We start from the raw sequence: 23,546 nt of genomic DNA, 5'->3' as shown, positions 1-23,546 counted from the left end.
TGTCCTCGGTCAGGCGTTGTTCAGGGCGACGATGTAGGCGGTCTCGACGCTGTAGGCCGCCGGGTCTTGGATGGTGGGGATCTTGGCCAGCACCGCGCCCTTGGCGGTGTAGCCGCGGCGCAGGGCGGCGAAGATGGCATCGTGCAGGGCCTGCATCTCCTCGAGGCTGCTGATCGTCAGCGTCTCGCCACCGGCGAACCACTCGAACGGCACCGGCTGCTGGCCAGAGATCACCGCATCGAGCACGCCCCTGGCGTTGATGCGCGCCTCGACATCAATGGCAATGTCGGCCCCTTGGAATGGCGTGGTGCCGCTGCTGTATTTGTCGTGCACGCGGGAGAGCTCGGCGCGCAGGTCGTCTTGAGTGACCTCGGCCGGCGCCTCCGGCTCGGGGTCCGGCTCAGGATCGGGCGTCGGCTCGGTGGGAATCTCGACCAGCGACCAGCCGCCATCGGCGAACACGCGCCGCATGCCCGTCTGGGGTTCGGGCGGCGCGATCGTGGTGGCATGGGCGGGGATCAGGTACTCGCCCGGCTCCATCGGCGACGGATCGGCCTCGCCCTGGCTGAGGAAGTCGCCGGTCGCAGGATGGTAGTGATAGATGATCATGGGGCTCCCTCAGTAGCGGATACAGGCCAGCAGCGCGCCATTGACGGGGCGCGCCTCGTCGCCGCCATCGCTCGCGATGTCGTGGTTGTGGGTGTCGCTGTTGATGCCGTGCCGGTGCGTGTTGCTGTTGATATTCAGGCCGTGGTTGTGGGAATCGCTGTCGGTTCTGATCGTCTTCTCGTTGAATGCGGCGTTGGCGCTGCCGTCCTCCAAGACGTCACTGCCGTTCTTGGAGTATTGATTGATGACCCTGACGTCGTGATTGTGTGAGTCGTAGTCGGTGTTACCGCTGTGACTGTGGGTGTCGTTGTTGGTATTGCCGCCATGGTCGTGCGTATCGCTTCCGGTGCTGCCGCCATGGTCGTGGGCCTTGTTCTGGTCGCCCTGGGACTCGCCGATGCCACGGCCGGCATCGATGCCGCGGCCGTCGTCCCACCAGCGCGGGAACACGCCGCGGTGATCGGGGATCGTGAACGTCGTCGAACCATCGCCCGGCCCGAACTGCAGCGGGTCTTTCCCCGCCTCGGTAGCCGCCAGGTTGCCGCTGGCCTGTGCAAAGGCCCACAGGTCGGCGTAGGCGCTGCGTGACAGCTCGGCACCATTGAGCTTGAGCCAGCCCGAGGGCGCCGTGGTGCAGGGGAAGCCCATCACCGCGCCGACCGGCATCACGAACCGCAGCAGACCGTCGAGCTCGTAGCTCTGCTCGTCGTCGGCGACGCGGAGCACCTTCTTGGCATTGCCCGCCTTGGGCGGCAGCCCGCCCTCGCTGATCTCCTGGGTCTGATCGCGGTACGCCTGGGCCTCGCTCGCCGATTGAGCGGCGGCATCCCTGTCCTGGGCGACCTGATCGATGTCCTCGTTCAGGGTGGTCATCGTCTGCCGCAGCTCGTTGCCGAACGTCACGAGGGCGGCATTCTGGCCGTTCTGCTTGGTGATCGCGGCGTCGGTGTCGCCCAGCGCGAAGTTGAACTGGGCGAAATTAGGCACCGTAGGGACGTGGGCCATTTAAACCTCCACGAGAGTGAGTGAGCTGCGCCAGTTGGCGAAAAAATCGTGCCGATGGCCGTAGTTGTCCTGCCGCCGGGCCAGGAAGGCGTGCTCGGCCTCCTCGAGGCCGCCGGCTTCGGGATACATCGAGACGTAGACGTCGCGCCCCTTGCCGCCGCGCAGGAAGGCGCGGGTCAGCGTCGCGCGACCGTTGGCGTCCATGTAGTCGAGGTCGAAGGCCAGGCGCCGGGCGAGGCCGCCGCCCAGGGTGCGGAGCGAACCGCCCTCGCTGCGCCGATGCTCGGCGGCGTCCTGCCACTCCAGCTCGACGCCATAACTGGCGTTGAACTGCGGAATCACCGTGGTGCCGGCGATGATGCGGCCGACCTCCATCACGCCGTCGAGGTTTTCGGGGTCGCTGATGGTGAGGCGGTAGCCGGTGATCGCCGTGGCGGGGAACCAGAACGGCGCCTGCTGAATCGGCAGGTCATCGGTCAACGTGGCGCCCCAGGGATCGACGCCGAAGCGGAAGTCGCCGAGGGCCACCAGCCCCGAGACGATGACCGCGCCGGTGTCGTAGACGACGCTGCCCTCATTGAGCAACTCGAGGCGCACCGTGGCCGTGGCCGACAGGTTGTGGCGGTAGATCACCAGGGCGTCGATGAACGCCGGCGTCGGTAGCGTGGCGGTGATCACCTGGTCGGCGAGGTCCGCCGAGCGCCACACGTAGGCCCGGCCGGTGCGCTGGGTGTAGGCCACCGCCAGCGCCTCGGACGTGGCGGTGAGCGTGGTGGTGTCGTGCAGGTTGTCCACGATCATGCGCAGGGTGTTGGTCACAGCCAGACCTCCAGCGTGGTGATGCCGCGGGTCGGCGCGCGCCGCACGGCGATGATCCGCCCTACCCGGCCGGCCAGCGCGCCCACCTCGACGGTGACGGCCTGGCCGACCTCGGCCTGGGGCAGGAACGCATCCATCCGCCAGACGTCACGGCGCACCGCGCGCAGGGCCAGCAGGCGGTCGCGCTCGGTATCGGCGTCGGCGCTGGTGGCCAGGACGCTGTCGCGGCTGACCTCCTCGGCCTGGGGATATTCGGGCAGGGATTGGGTCGCGGTGGATTCGCGCCACTCGCGCTTGAGGCGCTCGGCCTCGGCGGCGTCGTTGTCCTCGATGGTCCCGGCGACCGTGCTCAGGTGCGAGGCGTTGCGGCCCCAGCGCAGCGTCAGCGACGACCACGGCGCCTGTGTCTCGATCAGCTCCAGGCTGTCGCGCTCGATGTCGTCGGCGTAGAGCGTCAGGTCGGGCGTCGAGGGCGCCAGGTGCTGCCGGATCACCAGCTCGCCCACGGCGTTGAGATACCAGTAGCCGCCCTGCCCTTGGCACAGGTCGTCGAGGATCTGCCGGCCGGTCACGGCGTCGGCGTAATAGAGCCCCACGGCGTAGCTGGGGAGGCTATTCTCGGCGACGCTCAGGCCGTACTGCGACGCCACCCACTGCGGGATGTCGGTCGTGTCGTGCGATTCCTGAATGTCGACGGTCAGCGCCCCGCCCGGGGCGTTGTTGAGCGTGAAGGCGCCGCCGGCCAGGTCGTCGCTGTGCGGCACCCCGTTGCCCAGCTCCTTGGGAGCGAGGCCGGTCACGGCCAGAAACGACGCCCGATAGGTCAGCGCGGTGGTCGAGACCCGGAACGCCGGGGCGTTGTAGACGTTGCCCAGGGCCAGCGGCACCGGGCCGCCGTCCAGCGGCAGCGTGCCGGTGTCGATCGGCTCGTCGAGCACCGCCGACTGATCCACCATCCCGAACGCCAGCTCGCCGCGGCGGGCGCCGGTGATGCCCTGGTTGATGCCGCGGACATGCAGCCGGAAGTCGTCGCGGGACCAATCCGGCCCGCCGAGGTAGAGGCGGATCTCGTGGCCCGCCCAGGCGAAGCCCAACCAGGGGTCGAGCTCGCCGTCGTTGATCAGCCGCACCTGGCCGAACGTCAGCCGCGCATCGATGCGGGTCTCGATGTCGATGGCCTCGGCCAGCAGGTCGTCGTGTATGCGGTTGGGGTCGCTGTCGCCCGGCCGCGAGATATACGGGTGCGTGGCCACGTACTCGGTGCCGGCGGCGTGATCCAGCTCGGCCAGCACCACCCGCTGGGCGGCGTGGTCGGCGAGCCAGGCCTGAAAATCCGCGTCGGTCATCGACCCTCCAGAAACGAGAGAACCCGCCGGGTGGCGGGTTCGAGTTGGGTGTTGCCGCTAGGCGGCGATGGCGCGGATCAACGCATGACGTCGTCCCAGGCGCGGCGCATCTGCGCGGCGCTGACCGGCGGTGGCATGCCGCCGGTCAGCGTGGCCAGCCCCGGGCATAGCACCCGGCCCAGCCGCCGCTCCCGCGCCACGACGAGCGCTGCCCGAAAGGCGAGGTAGGCGTTGTCGGTATGTGGCACCGGCATCGGCCGAAACATCGTCGGCGCCGAAATCAGCCACGGCACATCGCTGCCGCCGGTCTCGAGCACGATGGCGCGCCCGACGGGCAGGTGCCCCTCGGGCTGCTGGGCGCAGGCGCGGCGGTTGGCGTCCTGCAGGTGCCAGCCCCAGCGGCGCACATAGAGCAGGTCGATGCCGCCATCCATCCAGCCGTGACTGTTCGCTGGGCTGATGATGGCGTCGGCCGGCGCAGCGTCGAAGATGCTCGCGCACGCCGCGTCGAGCTGCGTCACGCCCTCGAACGCCGTGGCCACCGCCTTGGCGACATGCGGGTTGGTGTCGCGGAATATCAGCTGAAGGGGCATATCGTCTCCTGGTTACAAGGGGGTCACCGGCGTGCGGGTGTTGCGGTCGATGCCCTCCTGGGCGCGCAGCTGTTGATCGCGCTGGCTGGCGGCGCGGGCGGCATCCTCGCCACGCTCGCCGCGCAGCTGACGGACCTCGTTGCGCAGTCGGGTCATCTCTTGGTGCATCGCCTGCATGGTGCGCAGCATCTCACCGTCGCTCGAGCCGCCCGGGGCGCTGTCGCGGTAGAGCTGAGCGATCGGCGCCGGCAGCACCGTCTCGCCGCGGTGAAGCTCGGCGCGGTAGCCGTCGAACGGCACCGTACCGAGACCCGCCGCATGCGAGCCGTCGATCTCCACGCCCAGCCCGCGGGCCGCGTCGAGGATCTCGTCGAAGATCGATCCATACTGGCCCGAGGCCTGGCCGTAGTAGCTGGCCGCCTCGGCCAGATACTGCTGCGCCACGTTGCCCAGGCTGCCCATGGCGTCGGTGTCGCCGTTCTCGGCCTGGACCAGCAGCGAGGCGTACTGCGACTGCGATTCCTGCAGCCGCTCGCTGGGGTCGAGCGTCGACTGGTCGGACAGCAGCAGCGAGTCAATCCAGTCCTGCAGCTGGCTGTGCTGCTGATCCATCACGTCCAGATACTGCGACATGGTGGGCACCAGCTGCAGCAGCGCGGCGTACTGCTCGCGACCGGCCTCGGTCATCAGGTTCTGCGCCTCGACCAGGTCGCGGAAGCCGGCGGCGGTGTCCGGCATGGCCACGCCCAGATCATCAAACGCGCTCGACAGATCGTCCTCGAGGTCGCCGAAGCGTTCCGCGTCGGTGAAGAACGACTGGTAATACTGCTGCTGCGCGCTCGCCAGGGCATCGACGCCGCTCATCAGCTCGGCCAGGTTGCCGGCCGCCCGGTAGGACGCCACCGAACCATCACGGAAGCGGAGGTTCAGGGTCTCCATCCCATCGGCCAGCAGCGTCAGCGCCTGCCGGGCCGGCACGGCCGTGTCGACGATCTCGTCCACGCCACCATCGATGCCGCGGACAAACCGGCCGAACGCCCCGTCGAGGGTGCCCAGGATCGATTCGTACCGCCCTTCCAGATCCCCCATGCTCGACAGGCCGTAATCCGCAGCGGCCTCACGCATGGCGGCCAGCTCGGCCTCACTGCTGGCCAGCTGGGCGATGGTGTTATCCATCTGGGCCAGCTGCTCGGCGTACTCCTGGGCGTTCTCGAAGTTGTCGCGGTCGCCGAACAGGGAGTCGATGTCGCGGCTCTCACGGGCGAAGCCCACCCGGCCCAGGGCCGAATCGGCGAACACCTCACGCTCGAAGCCATCGCGGCCGGCGGCGCCGTACTCGTTGACCGTCTTGAGGGTGCCGGTCGGATCTTCCCCGGCGTACTTATCGGAAAACGCCGAGCCGATCGACGAGCCGATGAAGCTGCCGATCGCCGCGCCCACCGGGCCGCCGAAGTAGGTGCCAATGGCCGCACCGGCAGTGCCCAGGTGCTGGCCAGTCTGAGTCTCGCCGAAGGCCGCCCCGCCGAGCTGGGTGCCGATGTAGCCGGCACCGGCCGACGCCAGGCCATTCATGCCGCTGAAATTCGACATGGACCCGCCGAAGTAGCTACCGCCGGCGCTGGTGGTGCCCATGCCGGCCGTGGCGCTGCCGGCGAAACCACCGCCGTAGCTGGTTGGTGCCCCCGTCCAGGCGATGTTACCGATGCCGCCGGTCACGCCGTTATAGAGCTGGCGACCGGTCGAGAGCAGATTGCCGGAGCCGCCCAGGCCGCCCCCACCGGTCAGGCCGCCGAACATGCCGCCGCCCTGCTGCCCGCCACCAATGCCCAGCGCGCCCTGCATGTCAGAGGTGAACCCGACCACAATCGGCCGCAGCGTGGCCTGATACGCCAGCTCGGCGAGCAGGCGCTTGAAGGCGTCCTCGAGCTGCGAGGCGAAGTCGTCGAAGCTGTCGAATGCACCGGCGAAGGCATCGGCGAACGTCTCGTCGACGCGGTTGCTGGCCTCCTCCCAGGCCCGGGCCATGTCCTGGGTCAGAGGGTCAGATTCGAGCGCGACCTTGCGCATCTCCTCCTGGATGCCGGCCAGCGCCCGCTGGTACTGCTCGAAACTCATCTCGACTTCCGGGTCCTTGTAGGCCCGGTTCAGCGTTTCGACGGCCTGGCGGAGTTCCTGCGTCTTGCGGGCCTGGCTGTCGTAGGTATCGAGGATGGACTCGACGCGCTTTTCGTACTCCTCCTGGGCTTCGAGCTTCTCGTTGATCTTGTCGACGGCCTCGGCCTCTTGGACAAGCTCCTGCTTGCGGGCCTCGGAGAGGTTTTGCAGAGCCCCGTGCTCGATGTCATAGCGAACCTTCGCCGCCTCGCCGGTCTCGCCGTAGAGAGCGATCTGGCGAGAGAGGCTGTTGGCCTGGCGGTCGTAGGCCTTCATCAGGCGCTCGGCTTCGCGCTCGGCCTCTTTCTGGACGCGCCGCTGGTCGCGGTAGGCGTCGGTGGACTCCTCGATGCCGCGCTTCTGCTCTTGCAGGGCCTGGATGGCGTCACCGATCTCTTGTCGCTCGGCGTCGCTGGAGGCCTGGGCCTGGCGCTCGCGCAGGAAAGCGATGTCTTCTTCGACCTTGGCGATCTCACGGCGGGCGGTCAGGTTCTCCTCGACAAGCCGGTCTTGGCGCTCCTGAAGCTCGATGTGCTCGCGGACTCGGTCGTTCTGCTCGCCTTGGGCCTCAGCGATAGCACTTTCCTGGGCAAGCTGGCCGATCTTGACGGCGAGCTGTAGTTCATAAGCCTGGAGCGCCCTGCGAGCACCCTCCACACCGCCGGTGTTGCTGGACCGGCCCGAGTCAATGGTCTCCGTGACCCGGGCGATGTTCTCCCGGATCTGCTCGATTTCTTCGCCGAGGGTGTCTTCCCTGCCGATATTCAGCAGACCATCCCACATCTCTTTTGCAGCGCCTGCGACGCCGCGAGCCGCTTCTTCGATCCACCCCAGATTGCCAGCAACATCGGACGCCCGGTCGCGCATGGTATCGGCATACGCATCCATTGCCGCGCGCTGGGCGCCCAGGGTGTCGCCACTCTCTTCGAGCGCGCGGATGTTGTTGTAGACCTCCTCGGTCAGGAAGCCATACTCCTCGTTCAACTCGATGACGGCGTCGACAGGATCGTCTGCGATCTTGCCGAACTGCTCGATGGTTTTGTCGATGGCCTGGCCGGTGGCGTTCTCCATCAGCAGCGCCGTCTCGGTGACAGTGCGGAACTGTTCGGCGGTGAACTTGCCGGACCGCACAACCTCAGTGAGGGCGGCTGCGGCGCGGTTCTGGGTCGTGTCCGCCAGGCTATCCATGCCGGCAGCCATCTGCATCAGCCGATCGGTCGCGGTGCCGGCCTGGTTACCGGTCATGATCAGCGTATTGTTGAACTGCTGGGCTTCATCGCGCCCGGACTCGAAGGCGATCACCACGCCGGCCGTGGTGCCGGCCAACAGCGTCATCGGGTTGATCAAGCTGGCCACATAGCCGGCCATGCCGCGCAGTGCCGGGCCGACGCCGCCGAATATGTCCTTGAGCTGCCCGCCTTGCTGCAAGAACACCTGCATCACCGGCTGGCCGGATGCCAGAGACGTGAAGATGTCAGTGAACTGCATGGGCAGTTGCTGCTGCGCTTGGCGAAGCTGTGCGGCGCTCAGGCCGGCACGCTGATAGCTCTTGGCGGCGCCATCGGTGGCTTGGGCGGCACGGTTGACGCTCTGGGCGTACTGCTGGGCCTGCACCGGCTGGAACAGCCCCTTCTGCCCCGACTTGATGCTGGCCTGAGCCTGCTGCATGCGGCCCATGGCGCCGCGAGCGCTGTTCAGGTTGGTGACGAGCCGCTGCGACTGCTGAGCCTGGCCGGCCATGGCCGAGGACACCGACTCAGTGGTGGCCGTGACGCGCACACCGGCGTCTTCCAACGCCTGGAGAGCGCGGTGCACGTCCTTGGCCTTCTGCTCGGCCGTGCGCGAGTCGATGACGATGCTGAGACGGGACTCGGCCATGTTTCCTCCGGGCACAAAAAAGGCCCGCCGGATGGCGAGCCTGGAAATGAAAAGCCCCGCTCAGTGGCGGGGCCTGGATGATTGTGGCGCTTCTGCGCTAGTAGATAAAGGCCGTCCCCACAGGCGGGTGATCGTCGTCGACGCAGTGGCGATTCCAGTAGATCAGCTCGAACTCGGTCTGGTTTTTTGGTCCCGACTCAATCACATCGGGAGAGACAGCCCTTCCACTGTCGTCGTCTATATGGACGCTCACATTGGAAAGCGGGGCGTTCTTGTAAGTGCTGCCGAGGACTACAAATCTTCGTTCGTCGTAATACCGGCTCGCGGATTGCTTGGATGTGAACCGGCCGCAAACTGCAACGAAGTTTGCGTACTCACTGCTCTCGACGACGTACGCCTCATCCAAGGACGGATAGCTTCCAATCTCGCGGTCGATCTCTTTTTTGGCATCCCGCTCCCAGTGATCTTCGTTGCTGCATCCTGCCAACGAGATGGCCACCACCGCCAGCGCTGCTACCCACTTCCTCATGATGCCTCCGTGCGATTCGTTCTCAGTGAAGTCCCGGCGAGCCACCATCGGCCGGCAGCTCCAAGCTGATCTGGCGCTCTGATGGAAGAGGCTCTATGTCGTCCAAACTGACGACATCAAGCCCAAACTTCTCCGCCACCTTGTCAATATCTGAGTCGCTGGTATAAATCCTACTTGCCTTGTTGGCTTTGGCGATGGCGGCAATTTGATAATCGACCTTAACCTTCTGCCAGGGTTCTTGCGATCCTGCTTTTTTGTTTCCTTCGTCTCTTGCCTTTCGTACAGCCAGCGCAGCTTCAATGGAAGCTCTTTGGTCAAACGGCTGCACGATAAAGTGCTTGGAGCCGTGCAGGTATCGGATAAAGCTGGCCATCTGCTCATGATCCATCTGGACCATGACCTCTGATAGAGCCGGGGTTGGGATCAGAAAGCGCCTTGTCTCTATATTGTAGAGCGCTCTGGATACATTCACGTCCATGCTGCTTGCTTCATCTTCGTCTGAACCAAGAATGAAGCGAATCAGAAAGTTAGCATCCAGAGCCACCATCAAGCATCTTTCCTTATGCGAGCAATCAGATCTTCAATGTCTTCAACTTCTGTCCATTCGCCCATCGTCCCCCGGAGAGCCATCAGCGTGTCGTCTAGGCTTTGATCCTCAAGTCGCTCGATCTCCTTCACGCTGATGTAGTCCTGCACAGACCAATGCCCATTCTTATCCCGCGTCCAGTGGGCATCCCCCGTGACCACAAAGGTCTCATAGAGCTGCCCGCTGACCTCCTTGGCCTTATCTCTTGGCAGACGGCACTTGTAGGAAGTGCCGTCGCCAGCGATGAAGTGGGCTATGCTTGGCTCATCCAGTCCACCGCCGCCGATCCACTCCAGGTCGCCCTTGATCGTGGTGCTTTGGCGAACCGACATGGGCTTTTCGTAAGGAATCTTGGCACCAGGAATCTCAAGCCTGACTCGCTCATCCTGGTCATAAAGCACGGCATATGTGCCTTGCTTACGGAGCAGATCATCGAACCTGTCAAAAGCCTTGCGCCGATCAGCGCGATAGCTGGCGATGTTGTGCCGCACCCCAGAGGCCCCCTTGGGATCGACGAGCGCGTCGAGCGCGATGCAGTTGTCACGGATGCCCTGAAGATGAACGTCGGCCTTGTACCCCAGCATCTTGGCAAACTCGGAGATACAGTCGGCCACCCACTGCATAGGCGCAGCGTCAGGCGACGTCCTCTCGATCTTCAGCGTGTATTTGTCTGCCGGGCTATCCATGATCGTTCCTGCAGGGCTTGACTATGCCTATTGAGCGTAACTGATGCGGCCAGAGCTGGACAGCCCTGAGCTGCCGCCCTCGCCTCGCCTTCGCAAGCTGAGCCTGCTTCGCCCCGGCCGCGGCCGGGGCATGCTACCTCCCTGCGTTGGCTTTGCTCGAGCGTAGCGAAGGCGGGTCAGGAAGGCTGGCTAGTGGTCAGTACCGGTTACGGAAGTCGCGCGCCATGTCGCCGATCCAGAGCATCTGGCGCACATTGCGCGCCTCTTCATGAGCGCGAGGATAGAGCATCGCCAGCAGGCAGTACTCGTCTTCTTCGATTAGCCCCTGCACATACACGAGCGCAGCGTCGCGATCAGGCTCATCCCTCCGGCACACCATACGTCGCTGTTCGAGGTGGCTAGGGAAGCCTGATCTCGGCGGCATGCAGATATGGATATGCCAAACCTCCAAGCTTCTGATCCATGGAGGCTGCGTATAGAGGTCGAATTTGCCGAAGCGCGCAGGGCGGTCGTCGAAGTCAGATTCTACGTAGGCCTTGAAGTCGTCTCTGAGCGCCTGCTTCAACCCAGGGTGCTGAGCATCCACTTCATCAAACAGGTATTCACTTTCTGGATGGAAGTGGACGTTCGCCATAACGCCCCTTATGAAAAGCGATCGGACAGCTCGTCATCGAAGCGGTCAGCCAGGGCCTTCATGCCTTCTCCGCTGGCGACACCCTCGACCACTCGAGGCTTGTTGACGGTCTGCTTCGCAAGGAGGGTCGCATTTGATGCGGCAGAGCGCGCCCGGGCGGTGTAGCGGCGCAGCTCCATGATGCCCATGTCTTCGGCTTCATCGCGCCCCACAATCTCAATGATGCGCTTAAGCATGACCTCTTGATCGCGGAGGGCGTCCACGAGCCCTTGGTAGGCCTCCGGGTCAACGACGGCATCGTCAGGCATCTGGGAGAGCCGGACGCACTCGTTCTGGAAGATCTGCGCCAGATGACGAGCACGACGGTTTGCGCGCACGATCTCGCCCATGATGTGAGCGCGCTCAGAGCGGCGGCTTTCTTGCTTATGAGCTGTCGGCACCTGATGAACCGCGTAGTGGGTAGCCTCAACAGACGCCATGCCGACGCCGGACGACAGCGCGCCGAACATGCTGATGGCGAAGCCAATGGACGATTTGAGGTTCACAGTGTTCATAGCAGATGCCTCCGCAACAAGTCTGAAAAGGCACTTCACGCCATTAGACTAGCACGATAGGAAAGTGATGCGATTCGCCCCACCGGGCGAGGACGCGCAGCTTACTCCAGCCATCGGTATTGTTCAAGGCAGCTTTAGTGTGCTAGGCGCCACCCTCACACCCTAACCAGCTTGCGGCAGGCGCCCTCGTAGCGGGCCATCGAGATCTGGCGGGCCTTCTCCAGCTGGGCTTGAGGATCGCCAGGGCAGGGTCGCGCCTTGGCGACCTCGCCAGGCTGGCGGCGAGGGATGGTGAGGCGAGTGCGTCGGGTCATTGCGGCGCTCCGGCTAGAACGGGATCTCGTCGTCGAATTCTTCCAGACTTGGTGGGGTCGTCTTCATCTTCTTTACATCCCCCTCACTGACGCCGTGCTCAGTCAGCTTAAACGGGCGGATCGCAGATGCGTGCTTATGCCGTGCCACATGGTCGATGATCGGCTCCCAGTATGCCTGAACCATCTCGACGTTCAGATGGATGAGCTCGAGCCTATTCATGACGGTCGGGTTGGGGATTCGCCACAGGTCAGGGGACGCCTTGATCGTCTCCCATATCCGCATCTCATCATAGTCGAGGAGAGATGGCTTGTTGAAGGCTAAGGCCACCAAGCGCATCGCTTCGTCCGTAGACCACAGCACGTCCAGCATGTCGCGGAATGACGGCCCGTCATAGCCCGACGAGACGTCAAAGCGCTCCTGATCTGCCGCGCGCTCAAGCGCCCACTCGATCACGCCTGTGATCGTGCGCTTCTGATCCCTGGCCAGCAGGTCGATCAGGTATTTGGTCTTCGGATCCAGCCTGAGCGAGACGTTGACGCTGTTCGACGTCCTAGCCCCTGATTTTTTTTCCGCCATGCGAGGCTCCAAAAAAAGCGAGTCTCGTCAAGTTTTTATCATTGCCGCCAAGGCGTCAACATGCACCTATTGAGCGCGTGTGCCGCAAAATGCTTGCAAGGCGTAAATATGCCTCTTAGACTGAATAAGCAATCCATCAAACAGGAGAGGCCCATGGCCACCGAAGCCCGCAAGAAGCACTTCAACACTCGCATCGAGCGCAGCCGAGGAGAGCAGATCGACGAATGGGCAAAATCAGCCCGCCGCAGCTTCACCCAGGAGGTGCTGCTGCTGATTGATCAAGGCATCGCATGGAGGAAGGAGCATGGGAACACAGTCCCGCAGCCCCACGAGGGGCAATAACGAGGAAGCCCCGGCGATGGGGGTCGCCAGGGCTTCGGGGGTATCGCACCAATCTCTCACAAAAGGAACGAACACAATGAATGATAGCACCACTATGGTCCATAGCAACGTCCAAGGTCAGACATCACCGGCCGTCTCCATGTCAAGCGTGGAGATTGCGGAGACCACCGGAAAGAAGCACATGCATGTGATCCGTGATGTCCGCGCCATGCTGAAGCAGCTCTACGGAGCCTATCCAAATTTGGATGGCTCTGATATTAAAGGAGTTTTTGAGGAGCTACGCAGCGACAACGGCCAAACCAAGGCTTTTCATCTCGACCGAGAGCATGCTGAGTGCCTCGTTACTGGCTATAGCGCCGCACTGCGCATGAAGGTCATTCGCCGCCTGCGCGAGCTGGAGGAGAAGGCCGCGAAGCCCGACCCCATGAAGGCCCTCAACGATCCTGCGACCCTGCGCGAAGTACTGCTGGGCTACTCCGAGCGGGTGTTGGAGCTGGAGTCCACCGTCAGCGAGCAGGCGCCGAAGGTAGATGCCTATGATCGCATCTCCAATGCCGAGGGGTCGCTGTGCCTCACAGATGCCTCCAAACACCTCCAGGTCCAGCGCAAACGCCTGATCGCTTGGCTGCACGCCAACCGGTGGATCTATCGCCGCGTCGGCAACAAGAACTGGGTCGCCTATGAGGAGCGGCGCAAGCAGCAGGTCCTGACCCACAAGACCACGACCATCACCCTGGATGACGGCTCTGAGCGTTTGTGCGAGCAGGTGCGCGTGACTCCGAAGGGGTTGGCCAAACTTGCCGTGGTTTTCGATCAGGAGGCTGCCGCATGATCTCTCCAACCACTCGCGCCATCTCTGGCATCGCCACGCGCGTTGATGCCACCACGCGCCTCCTGCAGTGCACCCGCTCCCTGCTGGATGAGGACCATCGCCCCATTCTCGACATCGCCGTGCGGCAGCTCTGGCTGTGCACCGAGGGCGCGCGATTCGCTGCCCGGCGCATCCACGGCCAGCCCGCGTCGCCCAGTGCGGACCTCATCACCGATGTCATGGCCACCACCGGCGAGGGCATCCACGCGATGTCGCCTGGTGACCTGCTCGATAGCTACGTGAGTCTGCACCTGGATGCCACTCGGGGCGCTCTGCTGGTCGTCGAGTCGCTGTATCTGGATAGCGACGAGAAGCCGCTGCAGCAGATCGGCGTCGCCCTGTTCGAGTGCCTGCACTGGATCTCCTCGGCTCGCGAGGAGCTGCAAGCCTACTCAGGAACTGCCCTCGAAGCTGCCCTGGCAGCGTGACCCACCCCGCCCCGGCTGCGGCCGGGGCTCTTGCTCTCGAACTATTGCACATCCCCCATTAGGGGTTGTGCGGCACCCCTGCGCCTGGAGCCCGATATGACTGACGTTACTGAGAGCGCCGCTCATCGCGAGATGTTCACCCTGCCGCCCCTGCGAGAGAGCGCGGAGAGCCTGCCTTCCGCCTACGAAAAGCCCGCCGAGGAAGTGGTCACCGGCGACAAGGAGGTCGACGCCGTGCTGTGGCTGCACAAGGTCATTCAGAGCGGCGAGCCTGCCGCCATAGAGCGCGCTAAGGAAGCGGCGAAGTTCATCAAGACGCCGCTCAAGGATCTGGAGAAGCGTTATACCCAATACCTGAACCGTGCAAACCCAGGCAACCCGTTCGCCAGCTTCGCCTCCATCGGGTTCGCCGACCTCGACAGCATGGCAGAGAAGGCCATCAAGCGACGCAACCTCCAGATAGAGGCTGCCAGTCGATTTGGTGACGATCTGATGCATGAGACGCCTGCTGAGAACTTCTGCATCGAGGCCTTGGCCGGGCTGGAGCCGGGCTGGATCGGCCTCTTCGAAGGCGAAGAGGTAACCGAGCGCTTTTCTGCCCGCCGAAGCATGGTGCCAAGCTCTCTGAGCGAATGCCTGCACGAGCTCCGCTACTGGGACAAGTTGTATGCAATGAGACACGCATGCGAATGGATGTACGAACACCATAGCGAAGTCTGCGCCAGAGAGGACTTCCTGGTCGGTCTTCTCGCCTCCATTACCCCTAAAGATCGAGCCGAGGCGAGAGAGGTCTACCAGTATGTCCTCGACAATGGTGACAAGTGCGGTGATGGGCGAAGCGCCATCATCTGGAATCTGATTGGTTAGCCAGGAGCCCGCCATGCAAACCCTAAGCGAGCTTTTCCGCGCCGCCGTGGATGCCCTTGGCGACGCGCTCGAGAGCCTTCTCGACACCCTCCTAGACTGATCAGCGCCCCGCCTTGCGCGGGGCCTGCTTGTTTGCCTCTCCCTCCATCACCACGTTGTCCATCCGGATCACCGCGCGAATGAACTCGCGCTCAGGGATCGGCGGCTCGAAGCGGTCCAGGTAGGGATTGATCTCGTGCAGCGACAGCGGCTGTTTCGCCGCGCCGTCCATGCCGGCAATGTACCGGCGACCCCGGGCGATCAGGCTGAACGCATCCATCAGCATGGCGCTCAGCCCGTCGAGCTCGGGGCGCGTCGCCTCGACGCTTATGAACTTCGAGATGGCATCGTACTTTTCTTGCGACCCCCACTCGATTTGCCAGCGGAGCTCTTCGACGGCTTTTTTTCAGCGCCCTCAGCCAGAGAGAAGGCGTCTCGCTGGAGCTCCTGAGCCTTCTGAATGACCCACACGAACAGCTCGACGTTCATCTCCAGCAGCGTCTCACCGAGGTCGATGGTGTAGTCACAAGGCTCGCCATCGATCATCACCTTGCCGTCATCACGCCCCGGGGTGCGCATGTCAAGCAGGATGTGGCGAGCCATCAGGGCTGACTGCGCCTCAACCTCGGTCTGCTCGTCGTCGTCTACCTCGGCCATGTCGTCGGTGAAGCGCAGGCGGCCGTCGGCTTCGGCCTCCTTCAGCAGTCGGTTCCGCTTCTCCTGGTAGACCGTGCGGAAGCGCTGAAGACCCACGGTGTACTTGGGGTTGTCCCAGCGGGCGACCAGCACCTCGGTGTCGTCGTCGTACTGGAACCAGCGGGATTCGTTCATGTCGCCGGAGCGACCTTTCAAGGAAAGCGCCATGTCCCCTCCTTAGGCGGGCAGAGTGCGGGAGATCTTGATGGACGTTCCTTCCACCGAGTCTTTCAGCGCGGTGTATGAGACCGCAGGCCGGAGCACAGCGTCGCGGCCGCCGGACGGCATCTCGACGCCGAGCTTGCAGCGGAACATCTCGAACAGGTACTGGTTGCCGTCTGCGCCGTCAGTCATGTCCAGCGTGACGGTGAACTCCTCCTCGTTGATGGACTGCTGCAGGAGGCCGAAAGTGGCCTCGGTGAGCGCCAGGGAGATGTTCCCGCTGACCGTGGCAGTACCCTTGAACTGGTTGGCCACCAACTCGCCGACGCAGGGATCACCCTGGTAGTTGCGGTTGATTGTGACGTCCATGGTGTTCACGCAGACGTCGATCAGCGCTTCGCCCTGGAGCGTCAGCTGGTTGATGTCCTGGGCGCAGTTGAGCGGCTTGGTGGCCGTCTCGTCGGTGAAGGTATCGCCGCTGGCGTCGTAGTCGGCCTCGTACCCCTCGCCCACGATGGAGAATGAGCCGGTGAGGATGTCGCCGGCGGAGATCGACAGCTGCATCTGAGAGATGTTGGCGTCCTTGATGACGTAGCTCTTGCCCGCGGCGCCGACGTCCTGATAGGTGACCAGAAACTCCAGCTTGGGCGTATTGCGACCGATGATGATCGTGCTCAGCGTCGAGTCGCTGCCGTCCACCAGCCAGTCGGTGCCCATTACGTTGCGGATGATCATGTCGTAGGTGATCGCCGAGAACGCGATCGACACGTCGCCGCCGACGTCGATAGAGGTCAGCAGCATGGAGCTGTCCTGGCCGTCGGGATCGACCTCGTTGGGGTTGGTCAGGTTGGTGGTGATGCCGGGGCCGCCATCGGTACGGCGCAGGATCTGCCACGGATCAGTGGAGCCGGCGAGGCGCATGGCCAGGCGGTACATGTTGGACTCAGCCATTGGGTTTTACCTCTCGGTCGGGCATGAAAAAAGCCCTGGCGGGCGCCAAGGCTTGTTAGTGCTTGATACTGCGCTAGTGCGCTGTGAAGGGGACGCTCAGGTTCACCTGAAACCATCCATCGGATGGGCCAACCCTCGTGGCCGACGCCGCCAGGGTCTCCAGGTTTCCATCGCTCCAGTATTGGATCTGTTCCGAGAGAGAGTCGGCGAGACGGTAGGCCTCGGCGGTACCTTGGCGCTCAGGCGTGAATATCTGGCAGGAGATGATGCCTGGCCTTCGAGCCCGGGGGGCGGAGCCCACCTCAGAAGTAAAGCCATCGCCGTTGAGTACGGTAAGCCTGATCCAGGCCTGCTTGTTGTCGATGGCATCCTGGAGCGTCGGCCCATTCGGCACGCCGTCATAGGCGACTGGCGCCGTCGGCAACACACCGCTTACCTGCCAGGCGGCCAGCCGCATCTCGACCACTTGCCGGATGGCGTCAAAGTTCATGATCCGTACCTCTGCCGTAGGTCATTGGACACGATGCCGTAGACGCCCTGGGCCGCCTGACCTGAGTGCCCGTGCTCGATGGCGGTGCCGTAGATGATATTGTTCTGGACATACGCGACGGAATAAGGCCCCAGCGCGACGATTTTCTGAGCCTCGCGATTGTAGGTCTCTTGATCCATGGCGCCCTTCGGGATGTTCGGGTTGCCGGCACTAGGATCGCTGCTGTAATCAGGCGACCCCACAGAAATGCGATTGTTGGCCCTGTACGCGCCGCTATCGACCGGCGACTCGAAGATGACTCGGGTGAGTGCGTATAGGACCATCTCCTTCTGCATCTCCACGAGATCTTCCTCCACCTGGTGCATGAACTCGGTGGGGCGGAAGGTCCAGCCTTTCTTGGCCATTTCACGTCCTCCGTAGCCCGATGGTCCACGTTGCGCTGGCCGGATCCTGCCCGACGCTTTTCACCGCCTTGCCGTCGAGCTCGTCGTCGACCTGGGGTGTCGCCGGGCTGCCGTCGCTGTCGAGCGTGAGCTCAGACTGCAGTGCGGTCAGCTTCTCGTCGGTGGCGAGGATGTGCTGCCCATCGACCTCTTCCTGCCGGAAGGAGCCGAAGACGCCGCGGCCAGAGTAGGCGACGACAGTCGTGGAGGTGCCGGTGACGGGATCGTACTCCCCGGCAATCTCTCGCTGACCCGCGAACTCCCGCACAGCGTCGCCCAGCTTGCCGTCGAAGGCCTTGGGCAGCTTGGCGTTGATCTTGCCCTGGATGTAGCCCATCACAGCCTCCGGAGGATCGTGACGCCATTCGTCTTCGGCAGGTATGGGGCGATCAGGTCGGCGATCATCGACAGCGCGCCGGTCTGCGCCTGGGCGCCGTCCTGAAACTCGGTCTCCACCTCGACGGTGTCGGCCTTGACCCGCTCGCTCTTCACGGCGCCGTCGGTGTCGGCGTAGAGCCTTCCCGCCGCCGCCTCCTGGGCCAGCAGGGCGCCGGCCATGACCACGTCATCGTCGACAGGATCGGAGGGCCGGACCCGCTTGGCGGTGAGCCAGGTGTTGGCCTCGAGGACAGCGCGAGCCTTGTCGCCCTCTCCTTCCCAGCCAGTGCCCAGCTTGGTGTCGACGTCGCTGACGGTGACGTAGGTGGCCATGGGTTACTCCGCTAGTTCGTAGGTGGCGGCGAAGATGTCCGGCTTGCAGGGGTACAACTCACCCTGAACGCCGCGGATGATGTAGTCGCCCACGCTCGCCTGCATGACGCCCTCCAGCGTCTCGATCTCCAGCACGACGCGCCCCTCGGGGTTGCCCTCCTCGGGAATGAAGCGGGTGCGAACTGGCTTTCCCATGAACCGGGAAACCTCGTCCTCGTTGCGCTCGACGCTGACGCCGTGCTTGCGCTGGGTGCGCGACATCTCGCGGAACTGCACAGCCTCGATCTCGACAGGCTTTTTTCGATAGCGGGCCATGGCTTACTCCTCGGGCTGCTCGACCTCGTCGCCGGCCGGAGCCAGCTCGGCATAGCGGGATTCCAGGGTCTCGGTCTTGGTGTTTGCACCGGGGCGCTTGCCGGTGGCCTTCTCAATGGCATCCATCAGCCCGGCACGGTAGGCCTGCTCATCGACGGCGGGCTCCAGGCCCTGGCCGTCGACTTGGATGCCGGGTTCAGCGTCGTCCGGGCGCTCCTCCTCGGTGCCGATCACCTCGACTTCGATGTCGGCGGCCTCGTAGGCAGCGACGACGGCCGGGTGATTGCCCTCGACCGTTACGGCAGTGGCCGCCTTGTCGATGCCGGCGAAGAAGCGGGGATTGCGGTACTGCCGCCCGGGCTCGAAGCCGCGGCGGCGCGTGGTGTAGATCAGGTGCATGGCTGACTCCTATCAACAGGCCAGCGGGCGGCCCGCAGGCCGCCCGCTAGGCATCACAAGCTAGTTACTACGACACCTGCTGTATCCTTCACGTCGCTGGCGATCTGCGACCAGTTGGCACCAGTGCCGATCGCGCTGTCGTCGGGCGACTTGCCGCCGCCGTAGGAGTAGCCCTTGAGGCCCAGGTTGTAGGTGTACTCGGCCTGGAAGATGCGGCGGATGTTCTCGTCGCCGGTCTTCTCCTCAACGGTGGCGTAGTAGTCGTTGTTGTCCTCGACGGTGGCGGCATCGCTGGCCAGGCCCAGGGTGTGGTAGTGATCGACGCCCGCGCCCCCGCCGTCGGCCTCGTACAGCGCCGGGGAGTCGGTCATCACGAACCGGCGGCCGAAGCCGTCCTGGGTGACGCGCACAGTGCCGAACTCGAACAGCTGGTTCCCGTTGGTCAGCGCACCGTCGAACAGGTCGGTCATCGGCTTGGAGTGCAGCACCCAGACCATGATGTCCATCATGCGGTCGCCGAACTTGCCGGCGCCCTTGTTGAGGGCGTTGAGGCTCAGCGTGCCGGCGGTGGCGTCATGCGCCACGGCGGTGTTACCGATCATGGCGGTCTGCAGGGCCAGGATAGCGGTGTTCACCTCGTCGGCGATCACGCCGCGGGCTACCTGCTCGCCGATCACCACACCAGCCTCTTCGGGCTGACGCTGGATCCACTGGAACTGCTGCGGCTGGAACTCCACCGGCGAGGTGCCGCCGGCGATCTTCACCGCCACATGGTCCATCTGGGCCAAAGTGGTCGGGGTCACGGCGCCGGTGCCGTAGGCGTTACGGCGGCGCATCAGGTTGGCGATGGCCTTGTAGGAGGCCTCGTGAGCGAAGTCGCCCACATTGCCCGCCTGCTGGAGCTGCAGGGCGCCGCCAGTGGCGGCGTTGAACAGCTCGATCTGCTGGCGGATGGTCTCGGTGGCTGCCGAGTACAGGAAGTCGTTGAAGACCTTCATATCTGCGAGTGCCATAGGGCGTTACCTCATTGGTTCTGTTTGCGTTTCAGGATCTCCACCTTTTCGGCGGTAGATTTCGCGTCCTTCCACGCCCTTGGCGCTGACGGACCACCTCCGCCACCCGGCGCCTGCGACCCCTTGGGCTGCGGGAACCAGTGCGGAGCTTTCTCGCGCATGGACTCAAGCCATGCGGAAGGGGTGAGAGGCTTGCCGTCTGCATCCAGACCGGCCTCCTCTCGGGGCACGACATTGCCCTCGTCATCGACCTCGAACAGCGAGCTCGCGCGGTAGACGGCGTCCTGCACGGCCGAATCCACGATGCCGACCTCGGAGGCCGCCGCGCGGATCTCGTCACTCATGACCCGGCCGCGGAACTTGTCGGCGAAGGCCTTGGCACTCTCGGCGGTCTGCTGAGCCTCGCTCAGCTGGCGGTCATAGCCTTCCCGCATCCGCTCGGTGCGCTTGTTCAGCACCTCGTCGAGCTTGCCGTCGGCGATCAGCTGGGCCTCCTCGTTCTCAGCCAACTGCTGCTCGAGATTCCGGGCCCGCTCGGGGTCCAGACCCTCGAACTGCTTGAGCTGGGACTTGAGGGTTTTCTGCGCTTCAATCAGCTGTCCGTTCTTCGACTTGAGGCCGCTGACCTCGCTGTTGAGCGCTTCCTCGTGCTTGGTGTCCAGCGCCTCCTTGAGGGCCTTGGCCTTGTCGTCGTCCAGCTCGATGCCGAGTTCGGTGAGATCGATGTCCAGTGGCATGTTGTCGTGCTCCTTGAGCGCGTTGGGGCCGCCCGCCTGGCGAGCAGCCATGAAAAAGCCCCGCACGGTGGCGGGGCTTGAATTGAATCGTTGGTCAGTCTTCGAGGTCGCCGAGACGGCGTCGAACCTCGAAAGAGAGGTTCCAGCAGAGGCGGGCCTGGAGCTGGTCGGCGAGCGTTCCGCTGCCGGACTGCAGTCGCTGCCACAGTCGCCACCAGGTGATGAAGTCAGGATCGGCGGGGGTCATGCCCTCAGCCTACCTCATGCCGCCTCGCCGAACACCTCGGCGAAGGTCTCCCGGTCACGCTCGCGCAGCTCGTCGAGGGTGTATTCGCGCTGCTGCGGGTCGGTGAATCGGTCCAGGCTGTAGCCGCCCTCCTTGTAGAGCCGGTAGCGCCGGTCGCCCAGCCATTCGAGTTGATACCGGGCGCTCTGCCGCGAGAACCAATCCGAGTAGGTGGTGCCGGCGCCGACCTGGCCGACCTCAAGGCCGGCCGCCTCGCGCTGCTTCTTGGTCATGTTGCCGATGCTGCGGAACTTGGCCTGGTCGTCGCGCCCCTTGACCTTGAGGGCCCGCACGTAGGGTCGCTGACCCATGATGTCGCCATCGAGCGAGGGCGCCAGGCAGCAGCGGCAGCGATGGTGAAGCGGGGGCTCGGGGTGTGGCTCGTCGATCTTCCAGCGGCGGCCGTCAAGCGGTGCGCAGCGGCGACAGGTCCGGCCCTCTAGCTGAGCCACCCAGACCACATGGGTGACGCCCAAGGCGTTGTAGGTCTCCCGGTAGGCCTCGTTGCTCATGTGCTGCCGGGCAGTGCGCACCACGTTGTCGACGTTGTTGCGCGTCGTCTGCAGCACGCCGTCGCGGTATTTGAGCGCCGGCGTCCCGCGTAGAGCCCGGATGATCTGGCTGTTGCTCTGCCCCTCGCTGACGCCTTGGCGGATGGTGCTGTACACCCGATTGCGGGTCGCCGGCCCGATGTCGGCCAGCATGTCCTCGACGAACTCCCCCATCACCGGCCGAGCAAGCGCAGCCGATGCCGCGGCGGGCGCCGGCGGAATGTCGCCCTCCACCGCCTGAGCGATGAGGTCTCGGACGTAGCCGGCCTCCTGGTCGGCCAGGCTCGACAGCTCCTCGATGCTCATGGCCTCGATGCGCTCGCCCAGCGTCGCCGCCCATCGGTCGATGGCGTCGCGCAGCCCCTTGAGCCGGGTCGTGTGGTAGCGGCCCCGGGCGAATGCCTGGAGCTCGGCCGGCGTCAGGTTGTCGAGGCGCTCGCCGATCTCCCGCGGGATCTCGGCGCTCATCTCGTCGATGATCGCCAGCGCCTTGTTGACGTGCGCCGTCCCGGTGCGATGCAGGTATGAGACATGCTGCGCCAGGGCCGTGACGATCCGGCGCTGTGCGTCCTCGCGATCACTCATCGTTGGTCACCTGGCCATCCAGCAGGGCCAGCAGCTCCTCGTCGGTCAGGCTGGTGAGCTGAGCCTTGCGCAGTGATTCGAACAGCACCGCTTGCGGCACCTCGTCGGCCAGGCGCAGATCGCGGACGATGCCCATCATCGCGGCGTCGATCTCGGCCTTGCTGAATTCCGGCTCGACCTTGAACGCGATGGCATCGATGTCGGCCTGCGGCAGGTTCAGCCAGCGGCCGAAGTAGCGCAGCAGTTGCTCGATGCCCTCGGCCGCGGTGACCACGACGCTGTACAGGCTGGTGTGCTGGTCGCTCTGGCGGGCCTTGCGGGCCTCGCCGGACTCATCAGCGCCGGCATCGATCACTCGGGCCCCGGCCTCCAGCGCGGTGTTGCGCTGGTCCTGCATCGCCGTGCGGTTGGCCTCGATACCGGCGCCCCGGAACTCCAGATACCCGACCTTCCCGTCCTTGCCCACGTTCCACGCCGCCATGGGGCCGCTGACGCTGAATTGCTCGTCCTCGCCCAGGTCGGCCGCGATCCACGGCTGGGGGTGCGAGGTGTAATGGAGCGAGGTGTAGTAGTCCGCCGAGAGCTGGTAGCTCTTGAGCGCCGCCTTCGCCATCGTCAGCAGCGGAATCTCGTCGGTGTCGGCGTTGTTGTCGGTGCTGCCCAGATAAACCAGCGGGATGAAGTCGAGCGGGCCCTGGTCGGTGCCGGGCGTCGACTCCTCCTCGACCGGCTCGCCGTTGTCGGCCAGCAGCCGCACCCGATAGGCGCCCTCGAACAGGTCGAGCACCCGGTAGCGGGCCTCGCTGTCGTGGCTGAACTCGTCGCCCTTGTGGACAGCCTCCTTGAGCACGCTCAGCACCAGATCCCGGCGACCGTTGTTGTCGGCCTCACGCCAGTTGATGGCGTCCAGGGCGCCGTAGGCGGCCACGTAGGGCCGGCCCTCGCCATCCCAGTCGGCGAGCAAAGGCTGGCGGCCATAGGCCAGCAGGCCGAGCACAGCGCGCAGGAACAGCGTCTTGAGCGGGAACCCATCGGCCGTGGCCTCGTCCTCGAGGGAGGCGAGAGACGCCGGCAGGCTGATCTCCGGCTCCTGGCGAGACACCAGCCCCATCATCGTGCGCAGGCTGTCCTTCACCCACAGCGGGTACTGGGCGCGGCGCTTGTAGGCCCGGTAGATCTCCCTCGCCTCGTCGAGCGTCAGCATCGCGCTCTCGTCGGTATTCGCCTGGTGTTCGAGAGCCAGCTGGCCGCTGGTCTTCGGCAGGTAGCCGGCGTCCGCGTTCTTGATAGCCCCCTCGCCTTCCAGGCTGTCGCGCATCAGCTCCCAATCGGCGAGCCGGGCGTCGTATTGGGGGTGGGTCGTGGTGACGGGCATA

General features: G+C 64.5%; 31 protein-coding genes. 4 read left to right on the top strand and 27 right to left on the bottom strand.

Annotation, left to right across the window (positions count from 1 at the left end; all coding sequences use genetic code 11):
- Positions 1-9: 9 nt before the first annotated feature.
- From FIU88_RS08350 to FIU88_RS08295, 13 genes are all read right to left on the bottom strand, one after another.
- Positions 10-609 (bottom strand): hypothetical protein, encoded by a 600-nt coding sequence (locus FIU88_RS08350; RefSeq protein ID WP_152478887.1) that lies wholly within the window; start codon positions 607-609, stop codon positions 10-12.
- Between the two features lie 9 nt (positions 610-618).
- A complete protein-coding gene (locus FIU88_RS08345) occupies positions 619-1,614 on the bottom strand; it encodes a phage tail protein (protein ID WP_152478886.1) in 996 nt (331 codons plus the stop codon).
- Entirely contained in the window at positions 1,615-2,433 is an 819-nt protein-coding gene (locus tag FIU88_RS08340; RefSeq protein WP_152478885.1) for a hypothetical protein, read from the bottom strand. It abuts the gene before it with no gap.
- A complete protein-coding gene (locus FIU88_RS08335; protein WP_152478884.1) occupies positions 2,430-3,779 on the bottom strand; it encodes a hypothetical protein in 1,350 nt (449 codons plus the stop codon). Before FIU88_RS08335 ends, FIU88_RS08340 begins: the two co-directional genes overlap by 4 nt.
- Positions 3,780-3,856: 77 nt before the next feature.
- Positions 3,857-4,372, bottom strand: a complete 516-nt coding sequence (locus FIU88_RS08330) for a macro domain-containing protein (RefSeq protein WP_152478883.1) — start codon at positions 4,370-4,372, stop codon at positions 3,857-3,859.
- A 12-nt stretch (positions 4,373-4,384) separates the two neighbouring features.
- Positions 4,385-8,404, bottom strand: a complete 4,020-nt coding sequence (locus FIU88_RS08325) for a phage tail length tape measure family protein (protein WP_152478882.1) — start codon at positions 8,402-8,404, stop codon at positions 4,385-4,387.
- Positions 8,405-8,501: 97 nt separating this feature from the next.
- Positions 8,502-8,933, bottom strand: coding sequence for a hypothetical protein (locus FIU88_RS08320; RefSeq protein ID WP_152478881.1), 432 nt, complete (start codon positions 8,931-8,933; stop codon positions 8,502-8,504).
- 22 nt (positions 8,934-8,955) lie between these two features.
- Entirely contained in the window at positions 8,956-9,480 is a 525-nt protein-coding gene (locus FIU88_RS08315) for a PIN domain-containing protein (protein WP_172977687.1), read from the bottom strand.
- On the bottom strand, positions 9,480-10,205 hold the full coding sequence (locus FIU88_RS08310) for a hypothetical protein (protein ID WP_152478879.1): 726 nt from the start codon (positions 10,203-10,205) through the stop codon (positions 9,480-9,482). Before FIU88_RS08310 ends, FIU88_RS08315 begins: the two co-directional genes overlap by 1 nt.
- 196 nt (positions 10,206-10,401) lie before the next feature.
- On the bottom strand, positions 10,402-10,839 hold the full coding sequence (locus FIU88_RS08305) for a type II toxin-antitoxin system YafO family toxin (protein WP_152478878.1): 438 nt from the start codon (positions 10,837-10,839) through the stop codon (positions 10,402-10,404).
- A gap of 8 nt (positions 10,840-10,847) precedes the next feature.
- Entirely contained in the window at positions 10,848-11,393 is a 546-nt protein-coding gene (locus FIU88_RS08300; RefSeq protein ID WP_152478877.1) for a hypothetical protein, read from the bottom strand.
- Between the two features lie 155 nt (positions 11,394-11,548).
- Positions 11,549-11,707 (bottom strand): hypothetical protein, encoded by a 159-nt coding sequence (locus FIU88_RS19155; protein WP_172977686.1) that lies wholly within the window; start codon positions 11,705-11,707, stop codon positions 11,549-11,551.
- Positions 11,708-11,720: 13 nt separating this feature from the next.
- On the bottom strand, positions 11,721-12,284 hold the full coding sequence (locus FIU88_RS08295) for a hypothetical protein (protein ID WP_152478876.1): 564 nt from the start codon (positions 12,282-12,284) through the stop codon (positions 11,721-11,723).
- Between the two features lie 153 nt (positions 12,285-12,437).
- On the opposite strand from FIU88_RS08295, the gene FIU88_RS08290 reads away from it, so the two are divergent.
- The 4 genes from FIU88_RS08290 (at position 12,438) to FIU88_RS08275 (ending at position 14,792) form a co-directional block, all read left to right on the top strand.
- The gene (locus FIU88_RS08290) at positions 12,438-12,626 is read left to right on the top strand and encodes a hypothetical protein (protein WP_152478875.1); all 189 of its coding nucleotides are present in this window, start codon (positions 12,438-12,440) and stop codon (positions 12,624-12,626) included.
- A 76-nt stretch (positions 12,627-12,702) separates the two neighbouring features.
- Positions 12,703-13,458, top strand: coding sequence for a phage regulatory protein/antirepressor Ant (locus tag FIU88_RS08285; protein WP_172977685.1), 756 nt, complete (start codon positions 12,703-12,705; stop codon positions 13,456-13,458).
- The gene (locus tag FIU88_RS08280; RefSeq protein WP_152478873.1) at positions 13,455-13,925 is read left to right on the top strand and encodes a hypothetical protein; all 471 of its coding nucleotides are present in this window, start codon (positions 13,455-13,457) and stop codon (positions 13,923-13,925) included. Before FIU88_RS08285 ends, FIU88_RS08280 begins: the two co-directional genes overlap by 4 nt.
- A 96-nt stretch (positions 13,926-14,021) precedes the next feature.
- Entirely contained in the window at positions 14,022-14,792 is a 771-nt protein-coding gene (locus tag FIU88_RS08275) for a hypothetical protein (RefSeq protein ID WP_216647306.1), read from the top strand.
- Positions 14,793-14,892: 100 nt separating this feature from the next.
- Here FIU88_RS08275 and FIU88_RS08270 read toward each other — a convergent pair whose 3' ends face one another.
- From FIU88_RS08270 to FIU88_RS08210, 14 genes are all read right to left on the bottom strand, one after another.
- Entirely contained in the window at positions 14,893-15,117 is a 225-nt protein-coding gene (locus FIU88_RS08270) for a hypothetical protein (RefSeq protein WP_152478872.1), read from the bottom strand.
- A gap of 41 nt (positions 15,118-15,158) precedes the next feature.
- Positions 15,159-15,695 carry a hypothetical protein gene (locus tag FIU88_RS08265; protein WP_152478871.1) on the bottom strand — a complete coding sequence of 179 codons (537 nt, stop codon included), beginning with the start codon at positions 15,693-15,695 and terminating at the stop codon, positions 15,159-15,161.
- A 9-nt stretch (positions 15,696-15,704) separates the two neighbouring features.
- Positions 15,705-16,640, bottom strand: a complete 936-nt coding sequence (locus FIU88_RS08260) for a phage tail tube protein (protein WP_152478870.1) — start codon at positions 16,638-16,640, stop codon at positions 15,705-15,707.
- A 73-nt stretch (positions 16,641-16,713) separates the two neighbouring features.
- Positions 16,714-17,130 (bottom strand): phage tail terminator-like protein, encoded by a 417-nt coding sequence (locus FIU88_RS08255; RefSeq protein WP_152478869.1) that lies wholly within the window; start codon positions 17,128-17,130, stop codon positions 16,714-16,716.
- Positions 17,127-17,534 carry a hypothetical protein gene (locus FIU88_RS08250; protein WP_152478868.1) on the bottom strand — a complete coding sequence of 136 codons (408 nt, stop codon included), beginning with the start codon at positions 17,532-17,534 and terminating at the stop codon, positions 17,127-17,129. Before FIU88_RS08250 ends, FIU88_RS08255 begins: the two co-directional genes overlap by 4 nt.
- Position 17,535: 1 nt before the next feature.
- Positions 17,536-17,910, bottom strand: a complete 375-nt coding sequence (locus tag FIU88_RS08245) for a hypothetical protein (RefSeq protein WP_152478867.1) — start codon at positions 17,908-17,910, stop codon at positions 17,536-17,538.
- Positions 17,910-18,284, bottom strand: a complete 375-nt coding sequence (locus tag FIU88_RS08240; protein WP_152478866.1) for a DnaT-like ssDNA-binding protein — start codon at positions 18,282-18,284, stop codon at positions 17,910-17,912. The genes FIU88_RS08245 and FIU88_RS08240 overlap by 1 nt, the downstream gene beginning before the upstream one ends.
- 3 nt (positions 18,285-18,287) lie before the next feature.
- The gene (locus FIU88_RS08235; RefSeq protein ID WP_152478865.1) at positions 18,288-18,599 is read right to left on the bottom strand and encodes a hypothetical protein; all 312 of its coding nucleotides are present in this window, start codon (positions 18,597-18,599) and stop codon (positions 18,288-18,290) included.
- 3 nt (positions 18,600-18,602) lie between these two features.
- The gene (locus tag FIU88_RS08230; protein ID WP_152478864.1) at positions 18,603-18,998 is read right to left on the bottom strand and encodes a hypothetical protein; all 396 of its coding nucleotides are present in this window, start codon (positions 18,996-18,998) and stop codon (positions 18,603-18,605) included.
- Positions 18,999-19,051: 53 nt separating this feature from the next.
- A complete protein-coding gene (locus FIU88_RS08225; protein WP_152478863.1) occupies positions 19,052-20,011 on the bottom strand; it encodes a major capsid protein in 960 nt (319 codons plus the stop codon).
- A gap of 11 nt (positions 20,012-20,022) precedes the next feature.
- Positions 20,023-20,799: a hypothetical protein gene (locus tag FIU88_RS08220; protein ID WP_152478862.1), complete on the bottom strand. Its 777-nt coding sequence runs from the start codon at positions 20,797-20,799 to the stop codon at positions 20,023-20,025.
- A gap of 43 nt (positions 20,800-20,842) precedes the next feature.
- On the bottom strand, positions 20,843-20,995 hold the full coding sequence (locus FIU88_RS19150) for a hypothetical protein (protein ID WP_172977684.1): 153 nt from the start codon (positions 20,993-20,995) through the stop codon (positions 20,843-20,845).
- Positions 20,996-21,009: 14 nt separating this feature from the next.
- Complete coding sequence (locus FIU88_RS08215; protein WP_152478861.1) at positions 21,010-22,170, bottom strand: phage minor head protein; 1,161 nt, start codon at positions 22,168-22,170, stop codon at positions 21,010-21,012.
- Positions 22,163-23,545, bottom strand: coding sequence for a DUF4055 domain-containing protein (locus tag FIU88_RS08210; protein ID WP_152478860.1), 1,383 nt, complete (start codon positions 23,543-23,545; stop codon positions 22,163-22,165). The genes FIU88_RS08215 and FIU88_RS08210 overlap by 8 nt, the downstream gene beginning before the upstream one ends.
- Position 23,546 lies beyond the last annotated feature (1 nt).

Origin of the sequence: Halomonas sp. THAF12, from assembly GCF_009363675.1 — a bacterium.
GTDB lineage: Bacteria > Pseudomonadota > Gammaproteobacteria > Pseudomonadales > Halomonadaceae > Halomonas > Halomonas smyrnensis.
This window is presented reverse-complemented; position numbering and strand designations above follow the sequence as displayed.